The organism is Pseudoruminococcus massiliensis, assembly GCF_900291955.1.
In the GTDB taxonomy this organism is placed as follows: Bacteria; Bacillota; Clostridia; order Oscillospirales; family Acutalibacteraceae; genus Pseudoruminococcus; species Pseudoruminococcus massiliensis.
Window position 1 is genome coordinate 317,028 of sequence record NZ_OLMR01000002.1, and the last position, 26,866, is coordinate 343,893.

At 37.4% G+C, this 26,866-nt stretch carries 22 protein-coding genes; 8 read left to right on the forward strand and 14 right to left on the reverse strand.

Features of this window, described 5'->3' with window-relative positions:
* Positions 1-14: 14 nt before the first annotated feature.
* Entirely contained in the window at positions 15-1,973 is a 1,959-nt protein-coding gene (locus C9914_RS04340; RefSeq protein ID WP_106763623.1) for a carbohydrate-binding domain-containing protein, read from the forward strand.
* A 177-nt stretch (positions 1,974-2,150) separates the two neighbouring features.
* Entirely contained in the window at positions 2,151-2,408 is a 258-nt protein-coding gene (locus C9914_RS04345; RefSeq protein ID WP_106763625.1) for a hypothetical protein, read from the forward strand.
* 29 nt (positions 2,409-2,437) lie between these two features.
* Here the strand turns inward: C9914_RS04345 and C9914_RS04350 are convergent, their stop codons facing one another.
* The 3 genes from C9914_RS04350 to C9914_RS04360 form a co-directional block, all read right to left on the reverse strand.
* A complete protein-coding gene (locus C9914_RS04350; RefSeq protein WP_106763627.1) occupies positions 2,438-4,324 on the reverse strand; it encodes an ABC transporter ATP-binding protein in 1,887 nt (628 codons plus the stop codon).
* Positions 4,321-6,552 carry an ABC transporter ATP-binding protein gene (locus C9914_RS04355; protein WP_106763628.1) on the reverse strand — a complete coding sequence of 744 codons (2,232 nt, stop codon included), beginning with the start codon at positions 6,550-6,552 and terminating at the stop codon, positions 4,321-4,323. Before C9914_RS04355 ends, C9914_RS04350 begins: the two co-directional genes overlap by 4 nt.
* 396 nt (positions 6,553-6,948) lie before the next feature.
* Complete coding sequence (locus C9914_RS04360; protein WP_106763630.1) at positions 6,949-9,615, reverse strand: calcium-translocating P-type ATPase, PMCA-type; 2,667 nt, start codon at positions 9,613-9,615, stop codon at positions 6,949-6,951.
* 267 nt (positions 9,616-9,882) lie between these two features.
* Between C9914_RS04360 and C9914_RS04365 the strand changes: the two genes are divergently transcribed.
* The 4 genes from C9914_RS04365 to C9914_RS04380 all read left to right on the forward strand — a co-directional run bounded on the left by C9914_RS04365 (position 9,883) and on the right by C9914_RS04380 (position 14,998).
* Positions 9,883-11,856: a PTS fructose transporter subunit IIABC gene (locus C9914_RS04365; RefSeq protein WP_106763632.1), complete on the forward strand. Its 1,974-nt coding sequence runs from the start codon at positions 9,883-9,885 to the stop codon at positions 11,854-11,856.
* 45 nt (positions 11,857-11,901) lie between these two features.
* On the forward strand, positions 11,902-12,168 hold the full coding sequence (locus C9914_RS04370; protein WP_022265374.1) for an HPr family phosphocarrier protein: 267 nt from the start codon (positions 11,902-11,904) through the stop codon (positions 12,166-12,168).
* Positions 12,169-12,581: 413 nt separating this feature from the next.
* A complete protein-coding gene (gene ptsP / locus C9914_RS04375) occupies positions 12,582-14,303 on the forward strand; it encodes a phosphoenolpyruvate--protein phosphotransferase (protein WP_106763634.1) in 1,722 nt (573 codons plus the stop codon).
* The gene (locus tag C9914_RS04380) at positions 14,300-14,998 is read left to right on the forward strand and encodes a DNA alkylation repair protein (RefSeq protein ID WP_106763636.1); all 699 of its coding nucleotides are present in this window, start codon (positions 14,300-14,302) and stop codon (positions 14,996-14,998) included. The genes ptsP and C9914_RS04380 overlap by 4 nt, the downstream gene beginning before the upstream one ends.
* A gap of 64 nt (positions 14,999-15,062) precedes the next feature.
* Here the strand turns inward: C9914_RS04380 and C9914_RS04385 are convergent, their stop codons facing one another.
* The gene (locus C9914_RS04385; RefSeq protein WP_106763637.1) at positions 15,063-16,025 is read right to left on the reverse strand and encodes a glycosyltransferase family 2 protein; all 963 of its coding nucleotides are present in this window, start codon (positions 16,023-16,025) and stop codon (positions 15,063-15,065) included.
* Positions 16,026-16,256: 231 nt separating this feature from the next.
* Here C9914_RS04385 and C9914_RS04390 point away from each other — a divergent pair, with 231 nt between their 5' ends.
* Both C9914_RS04390 and C9914_RS04395 read left to right on the forward strand, forming a co-directional pair.
* Entirely contained in the window at positions 16,257-16,691 is a 435-nt protein-coding gene (locus tag C9914_RS04390; RefSeq protein ID WP_106763639.1) for a hypothetical protein, read from the forward strand.
* 75 nt (positions 16,692-16,766) lie between these two features.
* On the forward strand, positions 16,767-17,603 hold the full coding sequence (locus tag C9914_RS04395) for a hypothetical protein (protein ID WP_022265379.1): 837 nt from the start codon (positions 16,767-16,769) through the stop codon (positions 17,601-17,603).
* 189 nt (positions 17,604-17,792) lie between these two features.
* Here the strand turns inward: C9914_RS04395 and C9914_RS04400 are convergent, their stop codons facing one another.
* From C9914_RS04400 to C9914_RS04445, 10 genes are all read right to left on the reverse strand, one after another.
* Complete coding sequence (locus tag C9914_RS04400) at positions 17,793-18,617, reverse strand: putative RNA methyltransferase (protein ID WP_106763641.1); 825 nt, start codon at positions 18,615-18,617, stop codon at positions 17,793-17,795.
* A gap of 43 nt (positions 18,618-18,660) precedes the next feature.
* Positions 18,661-19,119 (reverse strand): GtrA family protein, encoded by a 459-nt coding sequence (locus tag C9914_RS04405; RefSeq protein ID WP_106763643.1) that lies wholly within the window; start codon positions 19,117-19,119, stop codon positions 18,661-18,663.
* Between the two features lie 13 nt (positions 19,120-19,132).
* The gene (locus C9914_RS04410) at positions 19,133-20,641 is read right to left on the reverse strand and encodes a DUF4340 domain-containing protein (protein ID WP_106763645.1); all 1,509 of its coding nucleotides are present in this window, start codon (positions 20,639-20,641) and stop codon (positions 19,133-19,135) included.
* A gap of 25 nt (positions 20,642-20,666) precedes the next feature.
* The gene (locus tag C9914_RS04415) at positions 20,667-22,406 is read right to left on the reverse strand and encodes an Rqc2 family fibronectin-binding protein (RefSeq protein WP_106763647.1); all 1,740 of its coding nucleotides are present in this window, start codon (positions 22,404-22,406) and stop codon (positions 20,667-20,669) included.
* A 309-nt stretch (positions 22,407-22,715) separates the two neighbouring features.
* A complete protein-coding gene (locus tag C9914_RS04420) occupies positions 22,716-23,471 on the reverse strand; it encodes a Nif3-like dinuclear metal center hexameric protein (protein ID WP_106763649.1) in 756 nt (251 codons plus the stop codon).
* A gap of 3 nt (positions 23,472-23,474) precedes the next feature.
* A complete protein-coding gene (locus C9914_RS04425) occupies positions 23,475-23,774 on the reverse strand; it encodes a nucleoside triphosphate pyrophosphohydrolase family protein (protein ID WP_106763651.1) in 300 nt (99 codons plus the stop codon).
* The gene (locus tag C9914_RS04430) at positions 23,761-24,462 is read right to left on the reverse strand and encodes a class I SAM-dependent methyltransferase (protein WP_106763652.1); all 702 of its coding nucleotides are present in this window, start codon (positions 24,460-24,462) and stop codon (positions 23,761-23,763) included. Before C9914_RS04430 ends, C9914_RS04425 begins: the two co-directional genes overlap by 14 nt.
* Positions 24,462-24,665, reverse strand: coding sequence for a DUF1858 domain-containing protein (locus tag C9914_RS04435; RefSeq protein WP_022265387.1), 204 nt, complete (start codon positions 24,663-24,665; stop codon positions 24,462-24,464). Before C9914_RS04435 ends, C9914_RS04430 begins: the two co-directional genes overlap by 1 nt.
* Positions 24,666-24,775: 110 nt before the next feature.
* Positions 24,776-26,146, reverse strand: coding sequence for an MATE family efflux transporter (locus C9914_RS04440; protein WP_242972054.1), 1,371 nt, complete (start codon positions 26,144-26,146; stop codon positions 24,776-24,778).
* A 244-nt stretch (positions 26,147-26,390) separates the two neighbouring features.
* Positions 26,391-26,702 carry a hypothetical protein gene (locus C9914_RS04445; protein ID WP_022265389.1) on the reverse strand — a complete coding sequence of 104 codons (312 nt, stop codon included), beginning with the start codon at positions 26,700-26,702 and terminating at the stop codon, positions 26,391-26,393.
* Positions 26,703-26,866: the final 164 nt, after the last annotated feature.

Sequence of the window (26,866 nt, forward strand, 5' to 3'; positions counted from 1 at the left end):
GGAGATTGATTGAAATGAAAGGTAAAAGAATTTTTGCGGTGTTAATGTCCGCACTTATTATAGTTTCAGCCTTTGCGGGCTGTTCAGGCGATTCGCCACAGACAACTTCTGTTACTTCTGACAGCAGTAAAGCTACCACAAGCTCAAGTAGTTCGGAATCGAGCAAGACAGTTAAAGCGGAATCTGTAAATGCAAACTTTACTGCTCGTGATATGGATGTTGGTTATGAAGAAACAGATGCAGTTAAAATTTCTTGTAGCGGAAGTGAATTTAGCATAAGTGGAAGTGGTGCAACGGCTAAAGACGGTGTGCTTACAATCAACAAGGAGGGTACATATGTACTGAGCGGTTCAATAGATGAGGGCAGAATAGTGGTAAATGTTACGGATAGTGAAAAGGTTCAGCTTGTTCTGAATGGCTTTACGATAAAATGCACAACACATTCACCGATATTTATAAAATCTGCGGATAAGGTTTTTATTACCCTCAAAGATGACACTAAAAATATTATAACAGACGGTACTTCTTATACAGACCTTGCAGACGATGAAAGCAATGTTGATGCAGCTATTTTCAGCAGAGCGGATATGACTATAAACGGCAGTGGTTCTCTGATCGTCAACGGAAATATGAAAAATGGTATCGTTTCAAAAGATGATTTGGTGATTACAGGCGGTACGATTACTGTTAATGCAAAAAATAATGGTATTTGCGGTAAGGACTGCGTTAAAATTGCGGACGGCAATATTACAATTAAGTCCGAGGGTGACGGTATTAAATCTAACAATAGTGAGGATACTTCAAAGGGATATATTTATATCTGTGGTGGAAAAATCAACATAACCTCTACAACTGACGCTATTCAGGCAGAAACGACGCTTACAATAGAAAAAGGCGAAATTAATCTTAAAACTGGTGGCGGAAGCGAAAATTCCTCAAAGACCTCTGAAGGTAAGGACAATCCTCAATGGGGTAAGTGGGGACAAGAGGATTCATCTACAACGGAAGAAGATACTGCAAGTGCAAAGGGTCTTAAAGCAGGCGGTGATATAAAAATCAGCAATGCAACTATTGCCGCAGATACCTCGGACGATTCCATTCACTCAAATTCTAATGTTACCATAGAGAGCGGAACATTTAATCTTAAATCTGGTGATGACGGCATACACGCTGATACCTCAACAGTTATTAACAACGGTAATATTGTTATAGAGAAAAGCTATGAAGGCATTGAGGGTTCTAATGTAACTATAAATGGCGGTACAATAGAACTTACTGCAAGCGATGACGGAATAAATTCCGCAGGTGGCAGTGACAGCTCTTCTATGGGCGGAAGAATGGGACAAAACAGCTTTACCGAAAATTCTGATATTTATATAAAGATTACAGGCGGTAAGGTTACAGTTGATGCCTCTGGCGACGGGCTTGATTCTAACAGCAATCTCATAATTGAGGGCGGTGAAATTTATGTAAACGGTCCTACAAATGACGGTAACGGTGCTTTGGATTATGACGGCACAGCAACTATCAGCGGTGGAACTTTCGTTGCAGTTGGTAGTTCAGGAATGGTACAGGGTTTCTCAGATAGCTCAACTCAATGCTCAATTCTGTATAATCTTTCAAGTAGCCATTCTACTGATGAAAAGATTACGCTTGCTGATTCAAGCGGAAATGAGATTATTTCTTATACATCAACAAAGCAGTTTAGCTCTGTTGTGATAAGCTCAGCTAAGATTACAAAGAGCGGAGCATACAAGCTTACTGTTGGTAGTGAAAGCTATGATATAGAAATGAGTTCGACAGTATATTCTAATGGCTCAAATGGCTTCGGCGGTGGCGGAATGGGTGGTAATAAGCCTGACGGCTTTGGTAGAGGCAACAATGGCAAGCCTCCAAAAATGCCAAATGGCGAAAATTCGGGAATGACACCACCTGATATGCCAAATGAAGAAATTTCAAGCACAAATACTTAAAGGGCAAAATAATCATCATTTAAGCTAATGCACTTACCCAAGAAACTCAAAAGTTTCGCTTGAGCCTTTTTAAAGGCTCACGGTTTCCAAAGATAGTCACCTATGGCAGAGCCTCGGGTAGTTTATTGGTAATTTCTTTATCCGTGGCAATAAACTGCTCTTGTAGATGTCGAGGTTTTGCTTGCAAAACCGATTACGCGTCTTGGGGGCGGCGGCTCGCCGTTTAAGGGCGAAGCCCTTAACATCTCTTACTTCCTGAAGGGGGCGGACAAAGTCCGCCCCCTTTTTACTAATGTTGATAACAAAAAAATAAGCGGCGGACTATGTCCGCCGCTTAGAGAGCAAAGAATGTTAAGGGCGTTGCCCTTAAAACCCATGAGGGACTCCGTCCCTCAACCCTGCAAGCTTTTGAAAAAGCTTGAGCAAAACTTTTAATTGTCTTTGGAAAGTGTGTTAGCTAAGGTTTAGTTAGCCGCACCTGCAAACTGGCTATTATACAGATTGGCATAGAAACCGTTTTTAGCCATAAGCTCATTATGATTTCCTTGCTCGACAATGTCACCGTTATTCATAACAAGTATTAAGTCAGCATCTCTGATGGTACTAAGTCTATGTGCGATTATAAAGCTTGTTCTGCCCTTCATAAGATTATCCATAGCCTTTTGAATGAGAACCTCTGTTCTTGTATCAACAGAACTTGTTGCTTCATCAAGAATCAATATCTTAGGGTCGGCAAGAATTGCTCTCGCAATAGTTAAAAGCTGTTTCTGACCCTGCGATACATTGTTGGCTTCTTCGTTGAGAACCATATCGTATCCACCAGGAAGTGTTCTGATGAAGTGGTCAGCCTGTGCTGCCTTAGCCGCTTTAATGACATCTTCATCGGAGGCTTTAAGGTTGCCATAGAGGATATTATCCTTAATACTTCCGCTATAAAGCCAAGTATCCTGCAAAACCATTCCAAAGAGTGACCTTAAATCATCTCTCTTGAAATCTCGAATATCATAACCATCAACAAGAATAGCCCCCTCGTTGACATCATAGAATCTCATAAGAAGCTTGACCATAGTTGTTTTACCAGCACCAGTAGGTCCGACAATAGCAATTTTTTGTCCAGGTTCAACAATAGCTGAAAAATCATTTATTATGATTTTATCGTCTGTATATCCAAAATGAACATGAGCAAATTGAACACTGCCCTCGATTGTGACATTAAGCTCTGAGTCTGGCTTATCACTTTCGTTAATTGTGATTGGGTGGTCGGATTCTGGAATTTCTTCATCTTCTTCGAGAAACTCGAAAACTCTTTCAGAAGCGGCAACAGTTTGCTGCAAAACATTTGAAATGTTTGCAATCTGCATAATAGGCTGTGTAAACTGTCTTACATACTGCATAAAAGCTTGAATATCACCGACAGCCAAGCCCTGACTTACTGCAAGATAACCGCCAAGAATACAAACTCCGACATAACCTATATTGGAAACAAAGTTCATAATTGGCTGCATAATTCCAGAGAGAAACTGTGATTTCCATGCGGACTCATAAAGCTTATCGTTATATTTATTAAAGGTTTCGAGAGATTCATCTTCTCCGCAGAAAGCTTTAACAACTGTATGACCGCCATACATTTCTTCAACATGGCCGTTTACATTGCCGAGATATTCCTGTTGATTCTTAAAATGCTTTTGAGATTTCTTGATTATTGCGATAATAAAGATAAAAGAAATAGGTGCTATGCAAAGTGTGATTAGTGTCATATAGAAGTTAATCGAGAACATCATAATCACAATACCAATCAGAGAGGTAACAGAGGTTATAATCTGTGTAAGACTCTGATTCAGCGATTGGCTGAGGGTATCTATATCATTGGTGATTCTTGAAAGAACTTCGCCGTTTGTTGTTCCATCAAAATATTTCAAAGGAAGTTTGTTGAGCTTCTTTGAAATATCTTTTCTAAGATTGTAGGTTACTTTCATAGAAACATCGGTCATAATGAAGCCCTGAATATAAGAGAATAAAGCACTTACTATATAAAGTCCTACAAGCCAGAGAATTATATTTCCTATTCCTATAAAGTCGATTCCTTCGCCACTTCCTGTGAATGATGACATAAGACCATTTGCGAGGATTGTAGTTGCATTTCCTAAGATTTTAGGACCAACAATGTTAAATATTGTCGAGCATATCGCAAATATAATAACGAGCGATACTCTGCCTTTATATTTGCCCATATATTTTAAAAGTTTTTTTGTACTGCCTTTGAAATTTTTAGGCTTTTCAACTGCTCCCATAGGCCCTCTGCCCATAGGACCTCTGTGTTTCTGAGGTGAATTATTTACTTTTTCGCTCATTTTAATTCCTCCTCATTTAGCTGTGATGAAGCAATCTCACGATAGGTTGGACAGCTTTGCATAAGCTCTTTGTGAGTTCCCTTGCCCACCATCTTGCCTTCGTCAAGAACAATAATTTGTTCAGCGTCCATAATTGTACTTATTCTCTGTGCAACAATCAAAACTGTTGAGTCGCCTGTATATTTTTTAAGAGCTTTTCTGAGAGCGGCATCAGTCTTGAAATCGAGTGCAGAAAAGCTATCATCAAAGATATATACAGGAGCTTTTTTAGCTAAGGCTCTTGCGATACAAAGTCTTTGTTTCTGACCACCTGAAACATTCGTTCCACCTTGGGCGATAGGTGATTCATACTTTTCAAGCTTGGAATTTATGAAGTCCTCTGCCTGAGCAACTTTAGCAGCTTCGGCAATTTCGCTATCACTTGCATCTCTCTTACCATAACGGAGGTTAGATGCTATATCACCAGAGAAAAGTACACCCTTTTGTGGTACGAAACCGATTTTACTTCTAAGCTCGTGTTGGGTTATATCTCGAATATCAATACCATCAAAAGTGATTGAACCAGCTGTAACATCATAAAATCTTGGAATAAGATTTACAAGTGTAGATTTACCTGAACCAGTAGAGCCGATAAAGGCGGTCGTTTGACCAGGCTTTGCGGTAAAGCTTATATTCTCAATGACATTATCTTCTGCATTTCCATACTTAAATGAAACATTATTGAAAGAAATTTCACCCTTTGAATTTTCTCCGAGAGATTTTGGATTTTTGCTGTCTTTAATAGAAAGCTCACTCTCAAGAACCTCTGCTATACGAGATGCGGAAACAGATGCTCTTGGAATCATAATAAACATCATTGAAATCATAAGGAATGCCATTATAATAATCATTCCATATTGCATAAATGCCATCATATCACCAATCTGAATTTGAGCGGCTTCAATTTGATGAGCACCTACCCACACAATTAAAAGTGTAACACCATTCATAATAAGTGTAATGATTGGCATAAGTATGACCATAACCCTATTAACAAAGAGGTTTACTGAGGTCAAGTCTTTATTAGCTTTATCAAAGCGTTCTTCTTCGTTCTTCTGTGTGCCAAACGCACGAATAACCATCATACCTGTAAGGCTCTCACGGGTTACGAGGTTGAGCTTATCTACCATTTTCTGTATAGATTTGAATTTCGGCAAAGCAACTATACATATTACAACCATTACAATAATTAAGAGTACAATAGCAAGCAGAATTATCCAACTAAGTGAAACGCCCTGCTGTAATGCCATAATCATACCGCCTATGCCCATAATAGGTGCAAAGCAGATAAGTCTTATCGCCATAACAACAAACATCTGAATTTGTGTAATATCGTTGGTTGTTCTTGTTATGAGGGAAGCGGTGGAAAAACTATCAAATTCACGATTTGAGAAGCTTTCAACCTTTTGGAATAAATCTCGTCTAAGGTCTTTGGCAACACCTGCGGCAACCTTTGATGCTATAAGACTAACCAAAATAGCGAAGATACCACCTGCAAGTGTTATCAAAAGCATATATACACCAATTTTAGCGATATAGTTAAACTGATACAGTCCCATATCAATGCCAACTTCCTTATAAAAAAGCTTGGTCATTGCACAGCCAACAGTGTTTATAATCTGATTATCAGCATTATTGCTATCATTGATATATCCATCAAACTTAGCTTGAGGTATCATAGAAAGCATAGGATTTATTTTATACATTTCCGTTATATCAGCATTTGATATATCCATATCTTTACTTGAGCTTGCTGATGTATTTCCTTGCTTTGCAAAATCCTGCATCATAGCAATAAGTGCTACGCTCGCTTTTCCAAAGGTGTCATCAAGAGCAGACCTATCAGAATAATCTGTAAGGATATAGACGCCTTTTCCGCTTTCTTTTAGGATTGGGTAAGCATTTTCATAGTCCTTGGCAGAATCTGTTCCGCTCTCAACCAGCTTATAGGATTTTTCTATGAGCTTTTTTGAATTATCGCTCATAAAAGGTTTCAGAAGCGTCATACCGTCAGTACTGATTACTTCTGGGGAGGCATTTTCTACACCTGTATTCTGAATACCGACATTGACTATATCGGACATCAGGTTTGGAAGTACAAGCTCACAGACAGCCTCGCCAAAGAGAAAAAGTATTGCAAGAATTATCGCAACGATATGCGGCTTAAGATACTTTTTCAGCTTAAACATTCCGTATCATCTCCTTAAAATATGTATTAGTGTTGTGATACAAGTATAATCATTAAAATTTATAATGTCAATAATACTTATAAAAAATATGGATTATAGCTTGGTTGACGGACTTTTTCAAGACGCTTAATGTTTAGGCTTTGCGGATTCCAAAGGCAGAGCCTTTGATGGGTTTTAAGGACGAAACCATTAATATCAAATAAGCAGACAATATCCGCACTTTTTACTAATGTTACTTACAAACGAAATTAAGCGGTGGACAAAATCCACCGCTCAAAGAGCAAAGAATGTTAAGGGTATTGCCCTTAAAACCCATCAGGGACTCCGTCCCTCAGCCCTGCAAGCTTTTAAAAAAGCTTGCACAAAATTTTTGAGTGTCTTAGGGTAGTCGGTTAGTTAAAGTGTTGATTTAAATTTTGTATGAATTAAGGTTGGAGCTTTATGCTTTGTTGTTTTATGTTGAAAAAACTTTTCAATCTCTACTACAACAAGCGGTATAAACGATAAGCCCGCAACTATAAGCCATTGAATAGGTGAAAGAGGCACAGCTTTAAAAATCGTTGCTAAAGCTGGTATTGATATAACTGAAACTTGCATTATAACTCCGATTATAAAAGATAAAATTAACTTTGGGTTGGTGAATAACCCTCCCTTAAAAATTGATTGTTCGCTTTTTATGTTAAAAGCGTGTATAAGCTGGCAAAGACTAAGTGAAGCAAAGGTCATAGTTCTGCCAACAACAGGTTCACCACCATTATCGAAGAAAACTCTGCCAATGGTAAAGGCAAGAAATGATAATGCACCAATAAAACAGCCCTCTATGGCAATATTGAAAATCATTCCGTCAGCGAAAAGGCTCTTTTTTGCATCATTTGGTTTGCGTTCCATAATGTCTTGAGGAGTAGGCTCAACACCAAGAGCAAGTGCGGGCAAGCTATCAGTTACGAGGTTTACCCATAGTAATTGAATAGCAAAAAGCGGTGACGGAAGTCTTAAAAGAAATGCCGTAAATACAGTTATAATTTCGCCAATGTTGCTTGAAAGCAGAAAATGAACAGTTTTTTTGATATTTTCATATATACCTCTACCTTCAGAAACCGCCTCTACTATTGTTGAAAAATTATCATCAGTAAGAATCATATCAGCCGCACCCTTTGCGACATCTGTTCCAGTAATACCCATAGCACAGCCTATATCGGCGGCTTTGAGTGCAGGAGCATCATTAACACCATCACCAGTCATAGCTACAACGGCAGATGCCGAACGAAAAGCTTTTACAATTCGCACCTTGTGTTCAGGCGAAACCCTTGCAAAAACCGAATATGAAAAAATGTTTCTTGTCAAATCTTCGTCTGAAATTTTATCAAGCTCCACACCAGTCATAGCTTTATCATTCCCAGAAAAAATGCCTAAATCCTTTGCAATAGCCTTTGCAGTTGCGATATGGTCGCCTGTTATCATAACAGGCTTAATTCCAGCGGTTTTACATCTTGCAACAGCGTGCTTTGCCTCTGGGCGAGGAGGGTCTATCATTCCGATAAGCGCTGTGAAAATCAAGCCTTTTTCAGCCTCATCAGCAGTTTTGGGAATAGTGACTGTATCACGATAAGCAACTGCAAGAACTCTTAAAGCGTCTGACGCCATAGCTTCATTTTTTGAAATGACAGCTTTTTGGGAAATTTCGGTCATACCTCTGCCGTCTGAACTTGCCGAACACAGCGGAAGCAACATATCAGGAGCACCCTTTGTGATAATTCGATAACCGCCATTTTTTAGTTTATGTATAGTGGTCATACGCTTTCTTGTTGAATCGAAAGGAAATTCCTTTACACGAGGAAGCTCCTGTTCAAGCTTTTCTTTTTTACGACCAGCCTTGAGAGCCGCAAGAACCAAAGCTCCCTCGGTAGGGTCACCTGAGGCTGTACCGTCAGAGTTGATACGGCTGTTGTTACAAAGTGTGCATAAAGAAAGAGCAAATACGCCTTCGGGAGAATTAAAGCTTGCCGAACCCTTCGGAAGCTCTAAGCGTGTAACAGTCATTCTGTTTTGTGTAAGAGTGCCTGTTTTATCTGAACATATGACATTTGCTCTGCCGAGCGTTTCAACAGCTGGCATTCTGCGGACTATTGCCCGTCTTGCCGCCATTTTCTTTATGCCAAGTGCAAGAACTATTGTAACTACCGCAGGCAAGCCCTCAGGAATAGCCGCAACAGCAAGGCTTATTGAAATCATAAACATATTAAGTGGCGGAATTTGCTGTAATAAGCCGAGCACAAAAATAATTATACAAATTGCAATAGCACCTATACCGAGCATTTTACCAGTTTTCGCAAGACTTTTCTGAAGTGGGGTCTTAGGGCTTTCCTCATCATTTATCATTTTGGCGATTTTTCCTACTTGAGTTCGCATACCTGTTTCAACAGCAACAGCAAGGGCATTTCCCGAGGATATAATTCCAGTAGAGAAAAGCATATTGTGTCTATCACCGATAGGTGCAGATTTTTCACAGATTATATTGGCACTTTTTTCAGACGGAACAGCTTCTCCTGTAAGAGATGATTCCTCAGACTTAAGAGAGGCTTCGGATATTATTCTTGCGTCACAGCAAAGAATATCGCCAGTTTCAAGTACAAGAATATCTCCCGGAACGACCTCCTCTGATAAAATACTTTTTTCTTTACCGTCACGAATAACCTTTGCGTGTGGTGCGGATAACCTTTTAAGTGCTTCAATAGCTTTCTCCGCTCGATTTTCTTGAATAACGCCTGTTACAGCGTTTATTACAACAATAAGTAAAATCATTATAGGGTCGATGAAATCTCCAGTTCCCTCGATTATAGCGGTTACAAATGAAACTCCAGCCGCAGCTAAGAGTATAAGAACCATAAAATCAGAAAACTGTGCTATAAATTTAGCAAATAGAGATGGCTTTTTAGGCTCGTGCAGACGGTTTTTCCCATATTTTTCAAGTCTTTTTTTAGCTTCGGCAGACGAAAGTCCGTTTCTTTCATTTGTTTTAAGAGTTTTTATTACATCAGCTGAGGATTGAGCGTGCCAGTCCATTATTTTCAAGCTCCCTTCCGAAAATTCTTTATTAGCCATTATATTATTGTTGTCAGAATTTTATTCATTCAAAGTAAGAAATTACTCGTAAGCTTACAGATTCTCTCAAAATTATTATAAATTAATCATCAAGCTTCTATTAATTCTCATAATAGCCCTTTACGCCTAAACGATTTTTGTAAAAAGTGCTTGGATTACATCATAATTTATGGTAATATAGATACAAATTACTATATTAACGCCATATTTTTATAAGGAGGCGACCCTATGAGAATTTCTTCCCTCTTGAATGAAGATGGTATCTTACTTAAAAGTAAACCAAAATCAAAAGAAGAAGTAATCAACACTCTTGTTGAATGTCATTTCAGGCTTGGCAACCTGAATGACAAAGATTCATTCAGAAAAGCTGTTTTAGAGCGTGAAGCAAGTACAAGCACTGGCATTGGTGGTGGTATGGCTATTCCCCACGCTATGACAGAAGCAGTTAAAAGACCTGCCATAACTGCTATGACAGTTGAAGATGGTGTAGATTTTAAATCTCTCGATGGTAAACCTGTAAACCTTATATTTATGATAGCAATGCCCAATGATGGCAAACAACATATGAATTTGCTTTCTCATTTAGCAACGCTTATGATGGATAAAAGCCTTTTTTCATCATTAACAGCCGTTGAAACTCCCGCCGAATTCATAGATTTCATAGATAAATTAGAGGATAAGCTTTTCCCAGATGAAGCTTCGGAAAATCCAGAGCCCTTAGAAGAAAATAAAGGCTATAAAATTCTTGCTGTTACCGCCTGTCCTATGGGAATCTCACATACATATATGGCGGCAGAAGCCCTCGAAAAGACTGCAAAAGAAATGCACTATTCTATAAAGGTTGAAACAAATGGCTCTGCTGGTGCGGCAAATGTTTTAACTGATGAAGAAATAGAGAAAGCCGAAGTCATAATCATAGCCGCTGATAAAAATGTTGATATGGAACGCTTTAATGGCAAGCGTGTTTTTATAACTTCTGTTACTGATGGTTTAAGAAAGCCAAAGGAAACTATAAAAGCCGCTCTCAGCAATAAAGAGCTTTATAAATATAAAGGTGATACATCAGGAAGTGAATATATAAGTAAGCCGTCCATACCAATGCACGAAACTATTGCACATAAATGTTATAAGCACCTTATGAGTGGTGTTTCATATATGCTTCCCTTCGCCATTGGTGGTGGTATATTACACGCACTGTCATATTTTTTAGATATGATAATGCTTGGAAATTCCGCACTTGATTTTGGTGTATTTGGTACAGGAACACAGGTTTCCGCATTTTTAAATACTCTTGGAGAATACGCCTTTCAATGTATGATACCGATTTTCTCAGGCTATATCGCCATGAGTATTGCTGACCGACCGGGTCTTGCTATCGGTGCTGTCGGAGGTCTTATGGCAAATATAGGTATGACCTTCACTAATCCTCAAGGCGGCGTATCTTCTGGCTTTATTGGTGCGTTACTTGCAGGATTTTTCGCTGGTATTTTTATGTGGTTCTTAGAGCGTCTATGCTCACATATCCCAAAAAGTATAGCTGGCATAAAATCGGTCTTGATATATCCTGTTGCAGGTATGATTGTAATAGGCTTTGTTATGGGTGCTATAAATCCATTCGCCTCGCTATTAAATGAATATTTAATGTATGATTTGAATATGCTTGACGGAAATGCTAGAATAATGCTTGGTGCCGTTCTCGGCGGAATGATGGCTCTTGATATGGGCGGTCCTCTCAGCAAGGCTGCGTATCTCTATGGAACAATTTCACTTACTATGGGTAAATATGATGTTATGGCAGCGGTTATGGCTGGTGGCATGACACCTCCGCTCGGCATAGCACTTGCAACAACCTTCTTTAAAAGTAAATTTTCAGACGCAGAGAGAAAATCCGGTGCAGTAAACTATGTTTTAGGGCTGTGCTTTATAACAGAAGGAGCTATCCCCTATGCTGCGGCTGACCCCTTGGCGATTTTACCATCGTGTTTCTTAGGCTCAGTGCTTGCAGGAAATGTATCTATGTCCTTAGGCTGTACGCTTCAAGTTCCACATGGCGGAATCTTTGTAATTCCATTTATGGGAAACCCATCAGGATATTTATTTGCAATTTTATCAGGTTCACTTGCAACTATGCTTATAATTGCAGTACTAAAACGAAGAGAACCAATAAAAAAACATAGTTTAGATACAGGAATTTTTGATTAATCAAAAATGGATTTTATTATTAAAGGTATATGGAGGAATATTAAAATGCTTAATAAAAAATTTACTATCATCTCAGCAGAGGGTTTACATCTTCGGACTGCTGGGATTCTGGCAAATGAACTGTGCAAATACGATTGTGATTCTGAAATTTTATATAAAGGCGATATGATAAATGCAAAAAGCCTTTTAAATATAATGGCGGCTTGCATTAAATGTGGTGACGAAATCGAGCTTCAATGCAATGGTATAGATGAAAAAGAAGCTATTGAAAAGGCTGAAAAACTCATAGCATCTGATTTTAATGTTGATTAAAACAAATATCAGACCTATTTAGTATTAATACAATCAAAAAAGTTATCAAACGGGTGAACACAGTTCGCCCCTACACTTTTTCTGTAAAATACTTAAAGGTTTCGGTGGCGTACCGCCACTGTCAAGACGCGGAATCGGTTTTGCAAGCAAAACCTCGACATTTTAAATCAACTTGTGTTGACGCGGTTGAAGTAATTACCAATTAGCTTAATGAACTTTCCCTAAGACACTTAAAAGTTTTGCTCAAGCTTTTTCAAAAGCTTGCGGATTCCAAAGGCAGAGCCTTTGGTGGGTTTTAAGGGCAAAGCCCTTAACATTCTTTGTTCCTAATCGGCGGATTTTATCCGCCGATTGATGACTTCGGTTATCAAATAGTTCTATTTTATTTTTATTAAATAAGGCGGTGATTAGTTATGTTAAAAGGCATAGGTGTATCTGAGGGCATTGGAATAGGAAAAGCTTTAGTTATAGAAAGCCATGATATAAAATTTGATAGCTATGCTATCAGAAGTATTAATGAGGAACTTGAACGCTATCACAAGGCGGTAGAAAAATTCATTATGAGAACAAAGGAAATGGCAAACAATATTGCCACTAATGCAAGCGAAAAAGAGGCAGAAATTCTTTTTGGTCATATAATAATGGTCAAAGACCCTTATATGCAGGGCGAAATCGAAAGCCTTATAAAAAGTGGTCAATGTGTAGAATACGCAGTTTCTAAAATCTGCGATTCCTTCATTTCAATGTTTTCCTCTGTCGATGATGAACTGACTAATCAGCGTGCAACAGATGTTCTCGATATAAAAAATTCATTATTAGCTATTTTGCTTAACATAGAAGAAATAAATCTCAAAGACGCACCTCCTGAAACAGTAGTGGTGGCAGATGTTCTTACTCCATCTATGACCTCAGGAATAAATAGTGAAAACATTGTAGGAATCATAACAGAGAATGGCGGAGCAACCTCTCATTCATCAATCATCGCTCGTGCCTTAGGTATTCCAGCGGTTCTTAGTGTAGATAATGCACTTCAAAATATAAAAAATGGTGATACTGTTATTGTTGACGGAAACAAAGGTGATGTTATTATTTCTCCAAATAAAGCAGCCTTTGCAGAATATTCCAAAAAACAGCTCCAATACATAAAACAGCGTAATGAGCTTAAAAAATATAAAAATGCTCCAACAGTTACAGCCGATGGAGATAAAAAACTTCTTTTCTGCAATATCGCTTCATCAGATGACGCCTTAAAAGCCAAGGAGTGTACTGCTGAGGGTATCGGGCTTTTCAGAACAGAGCTTATGTTTCTTGAAAAAGACAGACTTCCCACAGAGGACGAGCAATACACTGAATATAAACGCACAGCACTTACATTCAGACATAAGCCCGTAAAAATCAGAACTCTTGATATTGGCGGAGATAAAATAATTCCATATCTTAATATTGAGAAAGAAGAGAATCCATATCTTGGCAACAGAGCTATACGATATTGCCTGAAACAAGAGGATATTTTTCTCACACAGCTAAGAGCTATTCTTCGTGCAAGCATTTATGGAAAAATAAAGCTTATGATTCCACTTGTAACCTGCATAGAAGAAGTAAAAGCTGTCAAAAAGGCTATTGAAACTGCAAAAGAACAGCTCAAAGAAAATGGAAAATGCTTTGAAGAAAATATTGAAGTCGGCATTATGATAGAAACTCCATCAGCAATGATGATAGCAGATATTCTCGCCGAAGAAGTTGACTTTTTCAGCATAGGAACAAACGATTTAACACAATATATTATGGCAGTAGACCGAGGAAATGATGATGTATCCTATCTCTATTCCGCCTTTCACCCTTCTGTAATTCGTGCTATAAAGCATATTATTGAAAGTGGACACAAAGCTGGAATACCAGTTGAAATGTGCGGTGAGGCAGCAAGCGACCCTCTTATGATACCGCTTTTAATAGCTTTCGGACTTGATGAATTCAGCGTTTCGGCAGCAGTAACTCTCAAAACAAGACGAGCTATCTCAAAATGGAGCAAGGCTCACGCAAAAAAAGTTGCAGAAAATGTTCTCAAAATGAAAAGTGAAAAAGAAATTGTTAATTACTTAAAGCAAGAGGCTGAAAGCTGTGGTAGCATACTATGAATACAGAAAATAAGATTCGTGCCGAGCTTCTCTCCTTGCAAGATTTAGAATATAAAAATTTTCATTCAAAGCTTATGCCGACAGTCAATCCTGAAACTATTATCGGCATAAGAATGCCGATTCTAAGGAAATATGCAAAATCTCTTGCAAAAACTGCCGAAGCTGATGAGTTTTTAACAATACTTCCACATAAATATTATGAGGAAAATAATCTTCACTCGTTACTTATCGAACCCATAAAGGATTATGATAAGGCTATAAGCTTAACAGATGAATTTCTTCCCTATATAGATAACTGGGCAACCTGCGATTTAATGTCACCAAAAATTTTTGCCAGACATACAGACGAACTTTTTATAAAAATAAACGAATGGATAAATTCAGAACAAGCTTATACTGTAAGATATGGACTTGGTATGCTTATGCGATATTTTCTTGATGAAAAATTTGAAGAAAATCACCTTGAGCTTGCCTCAAAAATCATTAGCAATGAATATTACATAAATATGATGATTGCGTGGTATTTTGCAACAGCTCTTGCAAAGCAATATTCTTCGGCAATTAAATTTATAGAACAGAAAAAACTTACTCCGTGGGTTCATAACAAAACCATTCAAAAAGCAATAGAAAGCTTTCGAGTAAGTCCTGAACACAAAGCCTATCTTCGCACACTAAGGCTTAATCCCAGAAAATAACTAAAAAACGACTTGAAATCTGAATTTGAGATTTCAAGTCGTTTAATCTTTTGAATATTAAATTTTAGTTATTTGGCTTTTCTTCATCGTGAAGGAATTTTTCAACAATAAACCTTGGGCGATGCTTTGTTTCAAGATAAATCTTACCTATGTATTCGCCAACAATACCGATTGCAAAAATCTGCAATCCACCAAGAAGCCATATTGAGAAGATAATGCTTGTCCAGCCGGCAACTGTTACTCCGCATATCCACTGAATAAGGAATACAAGGAGCATAATTATACTGATAAGTACGGATATAAGTCCTATAAAAGTAATAATTCTTATAGGCTTAACACTAAGAGATGTTATACCTTCCCAAGCAAGAGCAAGCATTTTCTTTAATGGATATTTGCTTTCGCCTGCAAGACGCTCTTTGCGTTCATACTCAACAATATCGCTTTTTAAGCCAATCATTGGCACCATGCCACGAAGGAAGATATTAACCTCTTTATACTCAGCAAAGATATTCAAAGCTCGTTTGCTCATAAGTCTGAAATCGGCATGATTAAAGATAGTCTTTGCACCAAGCTTATTCAGAATTTTATAATATGCCTCTGCTGTAAAGCGTTTGAACTTTGTGTCTGTTTCTCTGCTTGAACGAACACCATAAACAATATCCGAACCCTGTTCATATTTATCAAGCATTTTGTCGATTGCATCAATATCGTCCTGAAGGTCAGCATCAATAGAAATAACTGCATCTGCGTAGTCCTTTAAGGTTATAAGACCACAAAGAAGGGCGTTTTGATGACCTCTGTTGCAACTAAGCTTAATACCACTGAACATAGGTATTTTCTCATGGAGTCCTTGAATAATACTCCATGTCTTATCTGATGAACCATCGTCTATAAATACAATACGGCTATCCTTTGAAATTCTGCCCGCTTTCATAAGCTGTCTATATTTATTAAAAAGCTTTTCTGCGGAATCAAGCAAAACTTCTTCTTCATTATAGCAAGGTATGGCAAGATAGAGCTTTGTCATAGCTATTCCTCCTTATAATAATCCTAAGGTGTAACTTATATTATATAACGATAATAACTAAAAGTCAACTTGTCAGAATATGCCGAATGTAGTCAGATTTAGCCATAGAGTTTAAATGTTTTAACCAATATATAGATAAGTTATAAATTTATTAAAAATTTTTAACTTTATAATAATGATAAAAATTTCACCCATACTAATTCTATAAAATAAAAACGGAGGCAGAATTTTATGATAGAATCTGATACCATTAAGCTTTTAAGAGAGTGTGATGCTGGAATAAAAATGGGCGTAGCAAGTATAGAAGATGTACTCAACTATGTAAGCAATACCGACCTTAAAAAACATCTCGACCGTTGCAAGAATGACCACGAAAAGCTTGAAAATCAAATTCAGCTTTTACTTGATAAATACCACGATGACGGCAAAGACCCCAACGCTATGGCGAAAAGTATGTCATGGCTTAAAACAAATATGAAGCTTGCCGTCAATGAATCTGACGGCACTGTTGCCGACCTTATCACTGACGGTTGCAATATGGGTGTGAAATCTCTCAGCCGATACCTTAATCAATATAAAGCGGCGGACGAAACCTCAAAACAAATCACAAAACACCTTATTGAGCTTGAAGAACACCTTGCTCATAACGTAAGACCTTTTCTATAAAATAATTGCACAAAACTACTGCTCCCACATAGAATGTTACTGTAATCCATTCTATGAAGGGAGCTTTGTAATTATATGGCAGAAAATGAATTTGATACAAGAGAAGTTAATAACTGCTCTCAAAATGGCGGTTTTAACGAAACCGTTTGCATAGACGCTCAAAGAGTTTATGATTCATGCGGAGATAAGGATTGTCTTGAAGATTTAGAGGTTTATTTTACTCCTCCAACACAAAATATAATTGATAAGGCAACTAATGTAAGACTGCGTGATGTTGAGGTTATAACGGTTCTGCTTGATTTAGAACCTGTACCATTCCATAAGGGCTTTTACTCTGTGGATATGACCTTCTTCTTTGATGTATGCCTTGATGTATTTATGCAGCCTGCGGCTGTACCTGTAACAGTTTCTGGTTTATCTGTCTTTAGCAAGAAAGTCATTCTCTATGGCAGTGAGGGAAATGTAAAGGTATTCAGCTCTGATTTTAAGCTTGATGAATTTGACCACCAAAATATGTTTGTTCGTAATCTTCCAAAAGCAACTGTACAGGTTGCCGAGCCGATAGCACTTTCGGCAAAGCTTTGTGAGAAAAAGAAATGCTGTCCACCACCTTGCAGAATACCTGAGTGTATCTGCAAGAAATATGGCGGAGAATTTCAAGGGGATAAATCTGAAAAAGAGGTTCTTGTTACAATCGGTATATTCACAATCGTTCAGATTGAGAGAAATGTGCAGATGATGATTCCTGCGTATGATTTCTGCATTCCTGATAAGGAATGTGTAACCTCTTGCGATAATCCTTGCGAGCTTTTCAGCAGAATAGATTTCCCGACAGACGAATTTTTCCCACCTAAGTCAACTGAGCTTGACGAAGATTGTGGTTGCTCATTAAAGCATAAAAATCATAAGTAAATTTCTTGATAAATCTAAAAATGCTATCACAACCTTGATATTGTGATAGCATTTTTATTTGTAGCTTTTCGATAGCTAATCATAGTGCGAACTTTGGTTGCCCATTCAGCAGTTTATTGGTAATTACTTAAACTGTGTAAAAATCTTCCATAACCTGTTGTAAATGCAATTTTGCCACAAGTAAGTTGCTTAGCTTTTAGCCTGTCTTACTGTCAGCCAATAAGAGATTGTCAAGCTTAGGCTTTCGAGAGAATCTAAACGCCTTCTGTGTTCAGGGTTTATTCTGCGAATATGTGGTGTCATTTCTAAAAGGGATTTCAGCAAATCACCGCTAACATCAATCTTATAACTAAAATTTTCGCAAGAAATTTCTTTGAATTTTTCTCCACAAGGTGCTGGGTGCTTATCTTGCGGAAAAACCTCATCATAAATAACCTGTTTTAGCTCTATGAGATGCTCTGTACCTGCTGTAACCTCGACAATATAGCCACCATTACGCAAAATCCTTGCAAACTCATCTTCACAGACAAGCGAAAACATCGCTGTTATAACATCTACGCTTTTAGATTCAAAAGGTAAATGTGAGGCTGTTGCAACACAATATTCAATATCCTTGCCACGAGAACACGCCATTCTTGTGGCATCTTTTGAAATATCTGCACCGACACAATGCGAGCCTACTATATTATCCGCTATTTTGCGTGTATAATAGCCCTCACCACAACCGACATCTATTATTACTGGTGCTTTTTGCTTAGCTGTAAGTGTTTGTATTTTACTTGTAACGCTATTTGCGATTGGCTCATAAAATTCACTATTCAGAAAATTTCTACGAGCATTAAGCATTTCTTTATCGTCACCAGGTCTTAAGGAATGTTTCTGACCTACTGGAAGTAAATTGACATAGCCTTGTCTTGCAATATCAAAGCTATGATTATTTTCACAAACAAAACTTTTTTCAATTCTTGCAAGATGCTCTCCGCAAATGGGACAAATATATCTTATATCATTCACAGCAAGATACAACTCCTAATATAAACTTTCAGAAACAAGAGTTTTACTTTTTCGGTTCATCTTTATCCTTTTTGAAAATAACAAACTTACTTGCAATATAGTTAAGTATAACGACAACTACTGCACCTATGAATTTTGCGATAAGACTATTCCATTTTTCATCAGGATAAAGCGGAACTATGTCTATAAAGAACCATAGAATAACCATTTCTGCTACAAGCGAGAATAATCTTGCGGCAACAAATTCTATTGCTTCAATAAATTTCTTCTTGAAGCCCTTTGCCTGAGAATTAAATACTATACTTCTGTTTGTTAAAAATGCAAATATTACACCTGCTACCCACGCAATGCAGTTTGAAATCTCATAGTGAACACCAAGTGGAACTGCAAAAATGAAATAAACTATATAGTTCAAAGCTGTTGTAAGTACACCAAAAACCAAATAGAGAATCATTTCTTTATACTTTGTGTATAACTGTTTCAATCTACTCTGCTCTTCCATTTTTTAATCTCCTTTATGCAGTCGCTTGGCTACTATCAGATGTTTCATTTTTGTCCTCAACAAGAGAATCAAAGTCTGTGCCTGTTGCAAGAAGCTTCGCACAATTATTAAGCTTTTCAGCCGTTTCAAGCTCAGTTGTGCCAACAGCCTTACCATTTAATACAACTATTGCTTTTTTATCTCCCTTATAAATTTCAAGAGTATCTATTGTATCATCGGTATATGTAACTGATACGCTTAAAACTGGATTTGATTTTTCGTCATATGCTGGAATTTTTTCTGCTCTTTCCAAAACAGAAAGATTTCTCATAAACTTATTGAATAAAGTAATGTTAGTTTCTTCACCATTATAATAAACCTTTGTTGTAGTAATATCTACACCATCTTCATTCTTTGTAACCGTGTTTTCAATAGTATAGGTATCTTTAATCTTGCCATAAGAAACATCAACAGATTTGAGTTTAAGATTATTAGGATAGAAAATAGTTTTTGACACTATATCACTTCCATCTCCGCCCATAAAATCAATAACATTACTCTCAATCTTATAGATAATGTCAGCTCCATTGAGCATAATATAACAATTTTCGTCTTTATCAGGCTTAGAAACAAGAATTTTATATGAGCGTGTGCTTGTCTTAGCATCTAAAATATAATATGGCTTATCTAAGTTATATTTGCTCAGGTCACTCTCTTTGACATCTATTGCAGCAACAGAATCTGCAACAAGTGGGAATAAGCTTGAATTACACAAGCTTTCTATTTTATCTGCATCACAAGCCGCCTGATTTGGTGATGAAAGATAATAACTTGAAATATTAGAGAAAGCTTTCTTTTCAAGCTTGAGTGCTTTCTTTCTGCCCGAACCCGTTACAGATAGCAGACTAAGTGTTTCGTCATCACTAAGGCTGTTAAGTATGGTTTTATCGAACATCTGAAGCTTTTCAACAAGCATACTATTTACTGAATCGAGAGCAACAACATAAATTTTATTGCTATCCCCCATTCTTATATAAGCACTTTTGCCGTCTGGAACATCATTTCCAACCTTTATGGTTTTTTCTGAACCATCAGAAAAGCTGACTGTTACAGTAGCACGAGGCTTATCAAGACCATAGTCGGAATCCGGATTATTATTAGCATTAACCACCTTAGAGGCAACAAGATTCGTACAATCATAGGCAAGGGCATCTGATTTATCCTTATCTATAAGATAAGAGCTATGCTCCTGCATTGTAAAGACCATTTCTGTTGTTGTAACAGTACTTGTTTCACCACTGCTCTCGACTGTACTCTCAACCTGAGCACCATAACCCATAAGTGTATATGTTCCACCGCTGTTTTGTACTACAATTTTCTCTATATTACCTGTTGCCTGCTCAATGAGTGTTGTTGCCGTACTGGAGCTTGTACTTGTGCTTTCATCTTCTTTATTTGGCATTGTAAGCAAGAAAACTAACGCTCCGATAAGAATAGCTAAAATTATTCCTGCGATAATAATATATCTAATCTGCTTTTTCATTTATTTGACCTCCTGACTTCAACTTTTAGTTTTCCATAGGCTCTACATATAAAGTTTTTTGGTTTACATAGATTACCATACCGGGCTTTGAACCCTGTGGCTTAGAAACATAGCGGATTTTTGTATAATCAACAGGAACTTTTCCTGCATTTCTTGCCTTACTATGATATGCCGCAAGACTTGCTGCATAAAGAATGGCATCATCATCAGGAGTTTGTCCATTAGTGACTATAATCGTATGTGAACCAGGAATTTCTTTAGTATGAAACCAAAGGTCGTTTTTATCAGCTTGCTTTAGAGTTAATTTATCATTTTGGCGGTTATTTCTGCCGACAAGAATAGTAAATCCGCTCTTGGATTTATATTCAAGCGGTGGAAGTGTGGCTTCTTTTTTCTGCTTTTTACGATTTGTACGGATATAGCCTTGCTCTGCAAGCTCTGTGCGGATTTCATTGAGTTCTCTTTCTGTTTCCGCTCTGCCAAGAGAATCAAGCACAGCCTCAAGATATTGCAATTCCTCGTGTGCCTTTTCAAGCTGAACCTTGAGCATCTGTTCGGCTGTTTTAGCCTTACGATAATCCTTATAATATTTCTGAGCATTTTGTGTTGGAGAAAGGGCTGGATTTAATTTAATCTTAATTTTAGCAAGGTTTTCATCATAGAAATTCTCCGCCTCGCAAAATTCATCGCCCTTTTTTATTCTATAAAGATTTGCTTCAAGTATATCTCCACAAATTCTCAAATGCTCTCTATCTACGCAAGCCATAAGCTCTGCTTGCTGTGCGATAATTTTTCGGGAAATTCTTTCACAAAGGTTAGTCAAAAGCTTTGATAAATCCTGTGACCTCGCTCTCATTCTCTCGATAGAATCTCGCCTTGAATAAAATTCATCAAGCAGGCTACAAAAGCTTTCGGGGTGTTCGATAGAAACACTATTTCCGTATTGTGTTATATCAAGGAACGAAATATCTGTTGGTTTGCCTGTGTTATCCTTTATGAGTATAGGCGAACCGCTTATATTCTTAGCTGTTTCGATAGTTCTATTTAAGAAATATAGCAAACGCTTTTCATCTTCGGCGGTTAGTTCCTTTGAAAATACATCATTTCCTCTGCCTGTGAGATGTGCAACTTCTCGACATATAATAGGCGAAACGCCTTGAACCGTTGCAAGAATAGCCTTAGACAGGTCTGCATTTTTCGGATAGGCTTTTATTGCTGAAAGTATCTCCTCGGCTGACACCTCAAGCATATTGAGCTTATTCTGCTTTGGTGGAAGTTCGTAACGAACATTGGGCAGTACAAGTCTTTTTGATGACATAGTAGGGTCAACACGCTTTAGTGCGTCAATAATCATACCCTCACCATCTATGAAAATAACATTGCTATACTGTGCCATAATTTCGACAGCAAGTGTCATCATAACTGTATCGCCGAGTTCATTTTTGCCCTCAAAATCAAGAAAAAGTATTCTTTCAAGCTCAGGCTGACGAATTTCACGAAGTCTTGCTCCTGCAAGCCTTTTTCGCAAAAGCATACATAGCATAGGTGGAGTTTGTGGATTTTCGGGTATCTGAGAGGTTATATTTATGCGGGGACTATTAGCTCTTGCGGAAAGAAGAAGTTTTTTCGAGCCACTATCACGAGAACGCATAGTCAGAACAATTTCATCATTTGAAGGCTGATAGACTTTATCTACACGACTATCGGCAAGAGCCTTTTGTAATTCATTTTTAATGTGGCGTAAGAAAACACCGTCAAGTGCCATAATAGACCTCCTAATAATAAATACAAGTAAAAATATGCTTAAAAAATCGGTGCGTTGAGAGGTTCAACGCACAAAAATGAAGATTATATAATATAAATTCAAAGTTTTAAACAACATTTATTTTTCAGGGAACCCCCTGCGAGGGTTCCCTACGAAAAACATTCCACTGGAATGTTTTTCTACCCTCCTGCGCTTTAAGAAGTATAAAGTGTTTCGCTCTCTGCGGAGAGCGACCAAAGGCTCTGCCTTTGGAAACTGCAAGCTTTTGAAAAAGCTTGAGCAAAACTTTTAATTTTCATCGAACTAACATTATATAATATATTTTATACCATCTGTATATTTTTCCGATTGATAAAATTCTATTTCAGGAAATTCCTTACTTAATTTCTCGCACAAAACAGGCACAATCAATTCTTCACATTTACTGTGTCCAACATCGAATATCGCAATATTATTCTGTCTTGCAAATAAAACTTCGTGATGCTTGATTTCGCCTGTAACAAACGCTTGAGCATTTTTAGCTTTTGCAAGGAAAATTCCTTCTCCGCCAGCACCTGCAACAAGTGCCACTCGACAGATTTTCTCTCCACAATCAGAAAAACGCAAGCCGTCGCAATTAAATTTCACCTTGATAAAATTTGCAAATTCATTTGCAGACATAGGAACTTTCAAGCTTCCGATAAGCCCACCGTCAATTTCAAGCTGTTCCATATCTTGAAGTTCAAGAGCGTTGAACATTGCAGTATTAGTGCCATCACTGCTTAAATCAAGGTTTGTATGAGCGGAAATTACAGATATTCCGCTCTGTGCAAGCTTATAAACAACGCTATCCGCAGAAAGCCTTTTAAGCGGATTGAATATAACAGGGTGGTGGCTGATAATAAGCTGTGCAGATTTTTCTTTCGCCTCGGCAACAACCTCATCGGTTACATCAAGTGTGACAATAGCACGAGTTGGCTCTGCGTTTTTATCACCAACAAGGATTCCGACATTATCGAAATCCATAGCTGTATCAAACGGTGCAAAACTATCTATGTAGTTATAAATATCGACAATTTTAGTCATAGCTTAATCCTCGATTCTTGTATTAACTCCATTTACATTTTTATATTGCCTTTTTTCATTTATTTCGATTTTTCTTTTAATTTCACTTTCTAAATCAATTCCTAAAATCTCGGATATACCCAGTAAATATATTGCTATATCAGCAAGCTCAGAGCCTAGACCCTCATCTTTTTTTCTGTATGCTTCATATGCCTCTGCAATCTCGCCATATAAAAGACAAAATTCCTTATTTATGTCGGTAACATTAAAGCCTTTATCAACTTTATTTTGATATATCCGCTTTTGAATTTCAACTATGTTCATTAAGCACCTCGTTTATAGCTTTCAAATCCGCTTCATAAATCTCTGCTTCGGCAATATTTCCGGAGGCTCTTAATCCGTTAATCTTCTTTTCGAGTTTTCTAACAACTGATGCTATGTAAATATCCCGTTCCGAATCGACTTCATCAATCAATAAGCCTAAGTATTTAAAGGCTGGTGAACATTCACGAATAATTCCGTCATATTCGCTGACAATAACAGAATAGACCTTTTTCGAGCTTATGCAGGCTTTCTCGGCAATTATATTAAAGCCCTTTGCATAAAGAAAAGAACGCAGCGAATCTGCACGAGTCATAGGCTGAAGAATAAGCCTTCTGTTACCCTCGCAAATCCACGGCGTATTTTCGATTATAGCTGCGATAAGCTCACCGCCCATTCCGGCAATGACAATATCATATGCGTCCTCTGGCGAAATATTTTGTAAACCGTCAGAGAGAACGGTTTTTATATTCGTTACACCATATTTTTGAATATTGCTTTCAGCACTTTTCAAAGGTTTAACCCTAATATCAGCCGCCACAGCACTCTCTATTTTTCCGTCTAAAGAAAGACGAATAGGAAGATAGCCGTGGTCTGTGCCGATGTCAGCAAGTCGTGTTCCTGAGCGAACGAATGAAGCACAAAGCGAAAGTCGCTCATCAATCGAAAAATCTCTTTTCTCGCTATTCATTACTTATCAGCAAGATGTGCGTTAAGCTTTGCTACGAGCTCGTCAGCGTCTACGCCGTGAACCTCGCAAGCCTGCTCAATTGTTTCGCCTCTTGATGCTGGGCAGCCAAGGCAGTGCATACCCATCTCAAGGAAGAATGGTGCTGTTGTTCCATCTAAATCAAGAATATCTCCGATAACTGTTTGTCTATTAATCTGTGCCATTTTTATCAATCCTTTCAATTTATGAAGAGTTTGTCCCTATTATAATACTATTCTTCCTTTTTTTCAAGTGAATATGTAAATAGGAATATAAATGCTATTTTCATATAAAGCTATGCTAAGCTCTTTGCCTTTGAAAATGTCTTTTTGCGAATTATGAAGTATGTTGTTAGCATTGCGACACCTGTTATAACCCAAGAAATTGGGTATATTATCAAAAGCGTTTCATAGCTCTTGAATTGCTGACAAACTGTATAAACCCATATCAGACGCAATGCACAAGTTCCGAGAACGGTTATAACCGCTGGTGTCGTAGAATAGCCTATTCCACGAAGTGCCGCACCGCCAACCTCATATGTACTTGCAATCAGGTTTATCATCAAAACTATAAACATACGAATTTCTGCATATTTGATTACTTCTGCATCAGGTGTAAAAATTGATATGAAAAAGCTGTGTCCTGCCGTAATTGATAAGCTCATACAACCTGTTGTTATCATACTTGCTATCATACTTATTCGGAATACCTTTTTGCATCTGTCATATTCTCCTGCACCATAATTTTGGCTTGTAAATGTAACTGCCGTCTGGCTAAATGCAGTAATAACAAAATATGTTATGCTTTCGTAATTGAGTGTAACAGAAGAGCCTGCTACAACATCTGCACCAAAGCTATTTAATGCAGACTGAATAACTACATTTGATATAGAGAAAACCATAGATTGTATACCAGCTGGTATGCCGATTTTAAGCATTTTCCAAAGCTCATTCTTTGATATACTGAGTTTTTTCCACGAAAGATTGAAAGGCTCAGCCTCCTTAGTGAGAAAGTGCCAAACCATACAAGCACTTATGATATTTGATACTACCGTTGCAATAGCAACACCTGCAACATCGAGATGAAAAACAATAACAAGAAATAAATTTAAAGCACTATTCACAATACCTGAAACAAGTAAACAGTATAAAGGCCTTTTAGTATCTCCGATACACCTTAAAATTGCTGAACCAAAGTTATAAACCATAATAAAGGGCATACCGAGAAAATATATCTGCAAATATATTACCGCATAATCTAAAACTTCTGCTGGTGTATTCATAAGAGTTAATAGTGGCCGTGATATAAATAAACCAAGAATCGTAAGAAATATACCGCTTATAATCGCAACAAGCATTGCCGTATGAACGGCTTTTTTGATATTTTCTGTCTTTTTCTGACCAACATATATAGATATTATTACATTTGCTCCGATAGATATGCCGATAAAGAGATTTATAACCATATTTATAACAGGGCCATTACAGCCAACGGCTGCCTGAGCCTGACTATTGGCAAAATGTCCAACAACAGCAACATCTACCGAATTGAATAACTGCTGTAAGATACTGCTCGCCGCTAGAGGAAGTGCAAATAAGATGATGTTCTTTAAAAGACTTCCACTAAGCATATCTACTTGTTTCTTAGATGATTTTGTAGCATTCAATTTTGCATATCCTCCATTTAATATACTATGTGACCTTATTATATATTTGTAGATTGATAAATTCAAGACCTATGTTTTTATATGTCGAGTATTGTTTTATCTTGATAAAGCTAACATAAATAAGAGCCATATTGCCGAGTGGCTTTCGGCAATATGACTCTCTATCTATTAAAAAGCGGTAGGGGAATTCCACACCCCGCAATACATACTATGCTGTTTTTAGCTTTATTGACAACATCTAAGGCTATTCTTTATCAGATTTTTCTGAATCATTTGTTTTAGAGCTTTGAGAATTTCTTACAGAATTAGCAGACTTCTTTCTTTCACCATAAACAACTAAAATGCAGAGTATCAATGCTAAAAGTGCTACACCCTTATGTATCCAGCCATAAATGCCAGAATACATATCTATCGCAAGAACTTCATTTAGCGTTTGCCATACTCCCCAAAAAAAGAAAAAGCCCCCAACTGCAAAAAACGCTTTATTTTCCTTTCCCATCTTAAAGACGAGTATCATTCCTACTATAAACCACAAAGCTGCATAAACATATCCCATAAACAGATGCTCCTATTCTATAAAATCTGCCAACTTTTGTTATTATAACACATATATGTACTTTTAAATTCTGATAAAGAACTAAAAATCGTATATCTTAGCACAAAATGCAAGCAAAAAAGACTGCCGACACAAGGTTGACAGTCTTTTCTTTATTAAAATAA

Excerpts from the sequence above, each read along its gene's own strand:
- C9914_RS04385 (WP_106763637.1), bottom strand. The coding sequence starts at position 16,025 with ATGACAAAGCTCTATCTTGCCATACCTTGCTATAATGAAGAAGAAGTT.
- ptsP (WP_106763634.1), top strand. The coding sequence starts at position 12,582 with ATGTTAAAAGGCATAGGTGTATCTGAGGGCATTGGAATAGGAAAAGCT.
- C9914_RS04425 (WP_106763651.1), bottom strand. The coding sequence starts at position 23,774 with ATGAACATAGTTGAAATTCAAAAGCGGATATATCAAAATAAAGTTGAT.
- C9914_RS04380 (WP_106763636.1), top strand. The coding sequence starts at position 14,300 with ATGAATACAGAAAATAAGATTCGTGCCGAGCTTCTCTCCTTGCAAGAT.
- C9914_RS04390 (WP_106763639.1), top strand. The coding sequence starts at position 16,257 with ATGATAGAATCTGATACCATTAAGCTTTTAAGAGAGTGTGATGCTGGA.
- C9914_RS04430 (WP_106763652.1), bottom strand. The coding sequence starts at position 24,462 with ATGAATAGCGAGAAAAGAGATTTTTCGATTGATGAGCGACTTTCGCTT.
- C9914_RS04415 (WP_106763647.1), bottom strand. The coding sequence starts at position 22,406 with ATGGCACTTGACGGTGTTTTCTTACGCCACATTAAAAATGAATTACAA.
- C9914_RS04355 (WP_106763628.1), bottom strand. The coding sequence starts at position 6,552 with ATGTTTAAGCTGAAAAAGTATCTTAAGCCGCATATCGTTGCGATAATT.
- C9914_RS04395 (WP_022265379.1), top strand. The coding sequence starts at position 16,767 with ATGGCAGAAAATGAATTTGATACAAGAGAAGTTAATAACTGCTCTCAA.
- C9914_RS04360 (WP_106763630.1), bottom strand. The coding sequence starts at position 9,615 with ATGGACTGGCACGCTCAATCCTCAGCTGATGTAATAAAAACTCTTAAA.
- C9914_RS04340 (WP_106763623.1), top strand. The coding sequence starts at position 15 with ATGAAAGGTAAAAGAATTTTTGCGGTGTTAATGTCCGCACTTATTATA.
- C9914_RS04365 (WP_106763632.1), top strand. The coding sequence starts at position 9,883 with ATGAGAATTTCTTCCCTCTTGAATGAAGATGGTATCTTACTTAAAAGT.
- C9914_RS04405 (WP_106763643.1), bottom strand. The coding sequence starts at position 19,119 with ATGGAAGAGCAGAGTAGATTGAAACAGTTATACACAAAGTATAAAGAA.
- C9914_RS04435 (WP_022265387.1), bottom strand. The coding sequence starts at position 24,665 with ATGGCACAGATTAATAGACAAACAGTTATCGGAGATATTCTTGATTTA.
- C9914_RS04410 (WP_106763645.1), bottom strand. The coding sequence starts at position 20,641 with ATGAAAAAGCAGATTAGATATATTATTATCGCAGGAATAATTTTAGCT.
- C9914_RS04420 (WP_106763649.1), bottom strand. The coding sequence starts at position 23,471 with ATGACTAAAATTGTCGATATTTATAACTACATAGATAGTTTTGCACCG.
- C9914_RS04350 (WP_106763627.1), bottom strand. The coding sequence starts at position 4,324 with ATGAGCGAAAAAGTAAATAATTCACCTCAGAAACACAGAGGTCCTATG.
- C9914_RS04370 (WP_022265374.1), top strand. The coding sequence starts at position 11,902 with ATGCTTAATAAAAAATTTACTATCATCTCAGCAGAGGGTTTACATCTT.
- C9914_RS04445 (WP_022265389.1), bottom strand. The coding sequence starts at position 26,702 with ATGGGATATGTTTATGCAGCTTTGTGGTTTATAGTAGGAATGATACTC.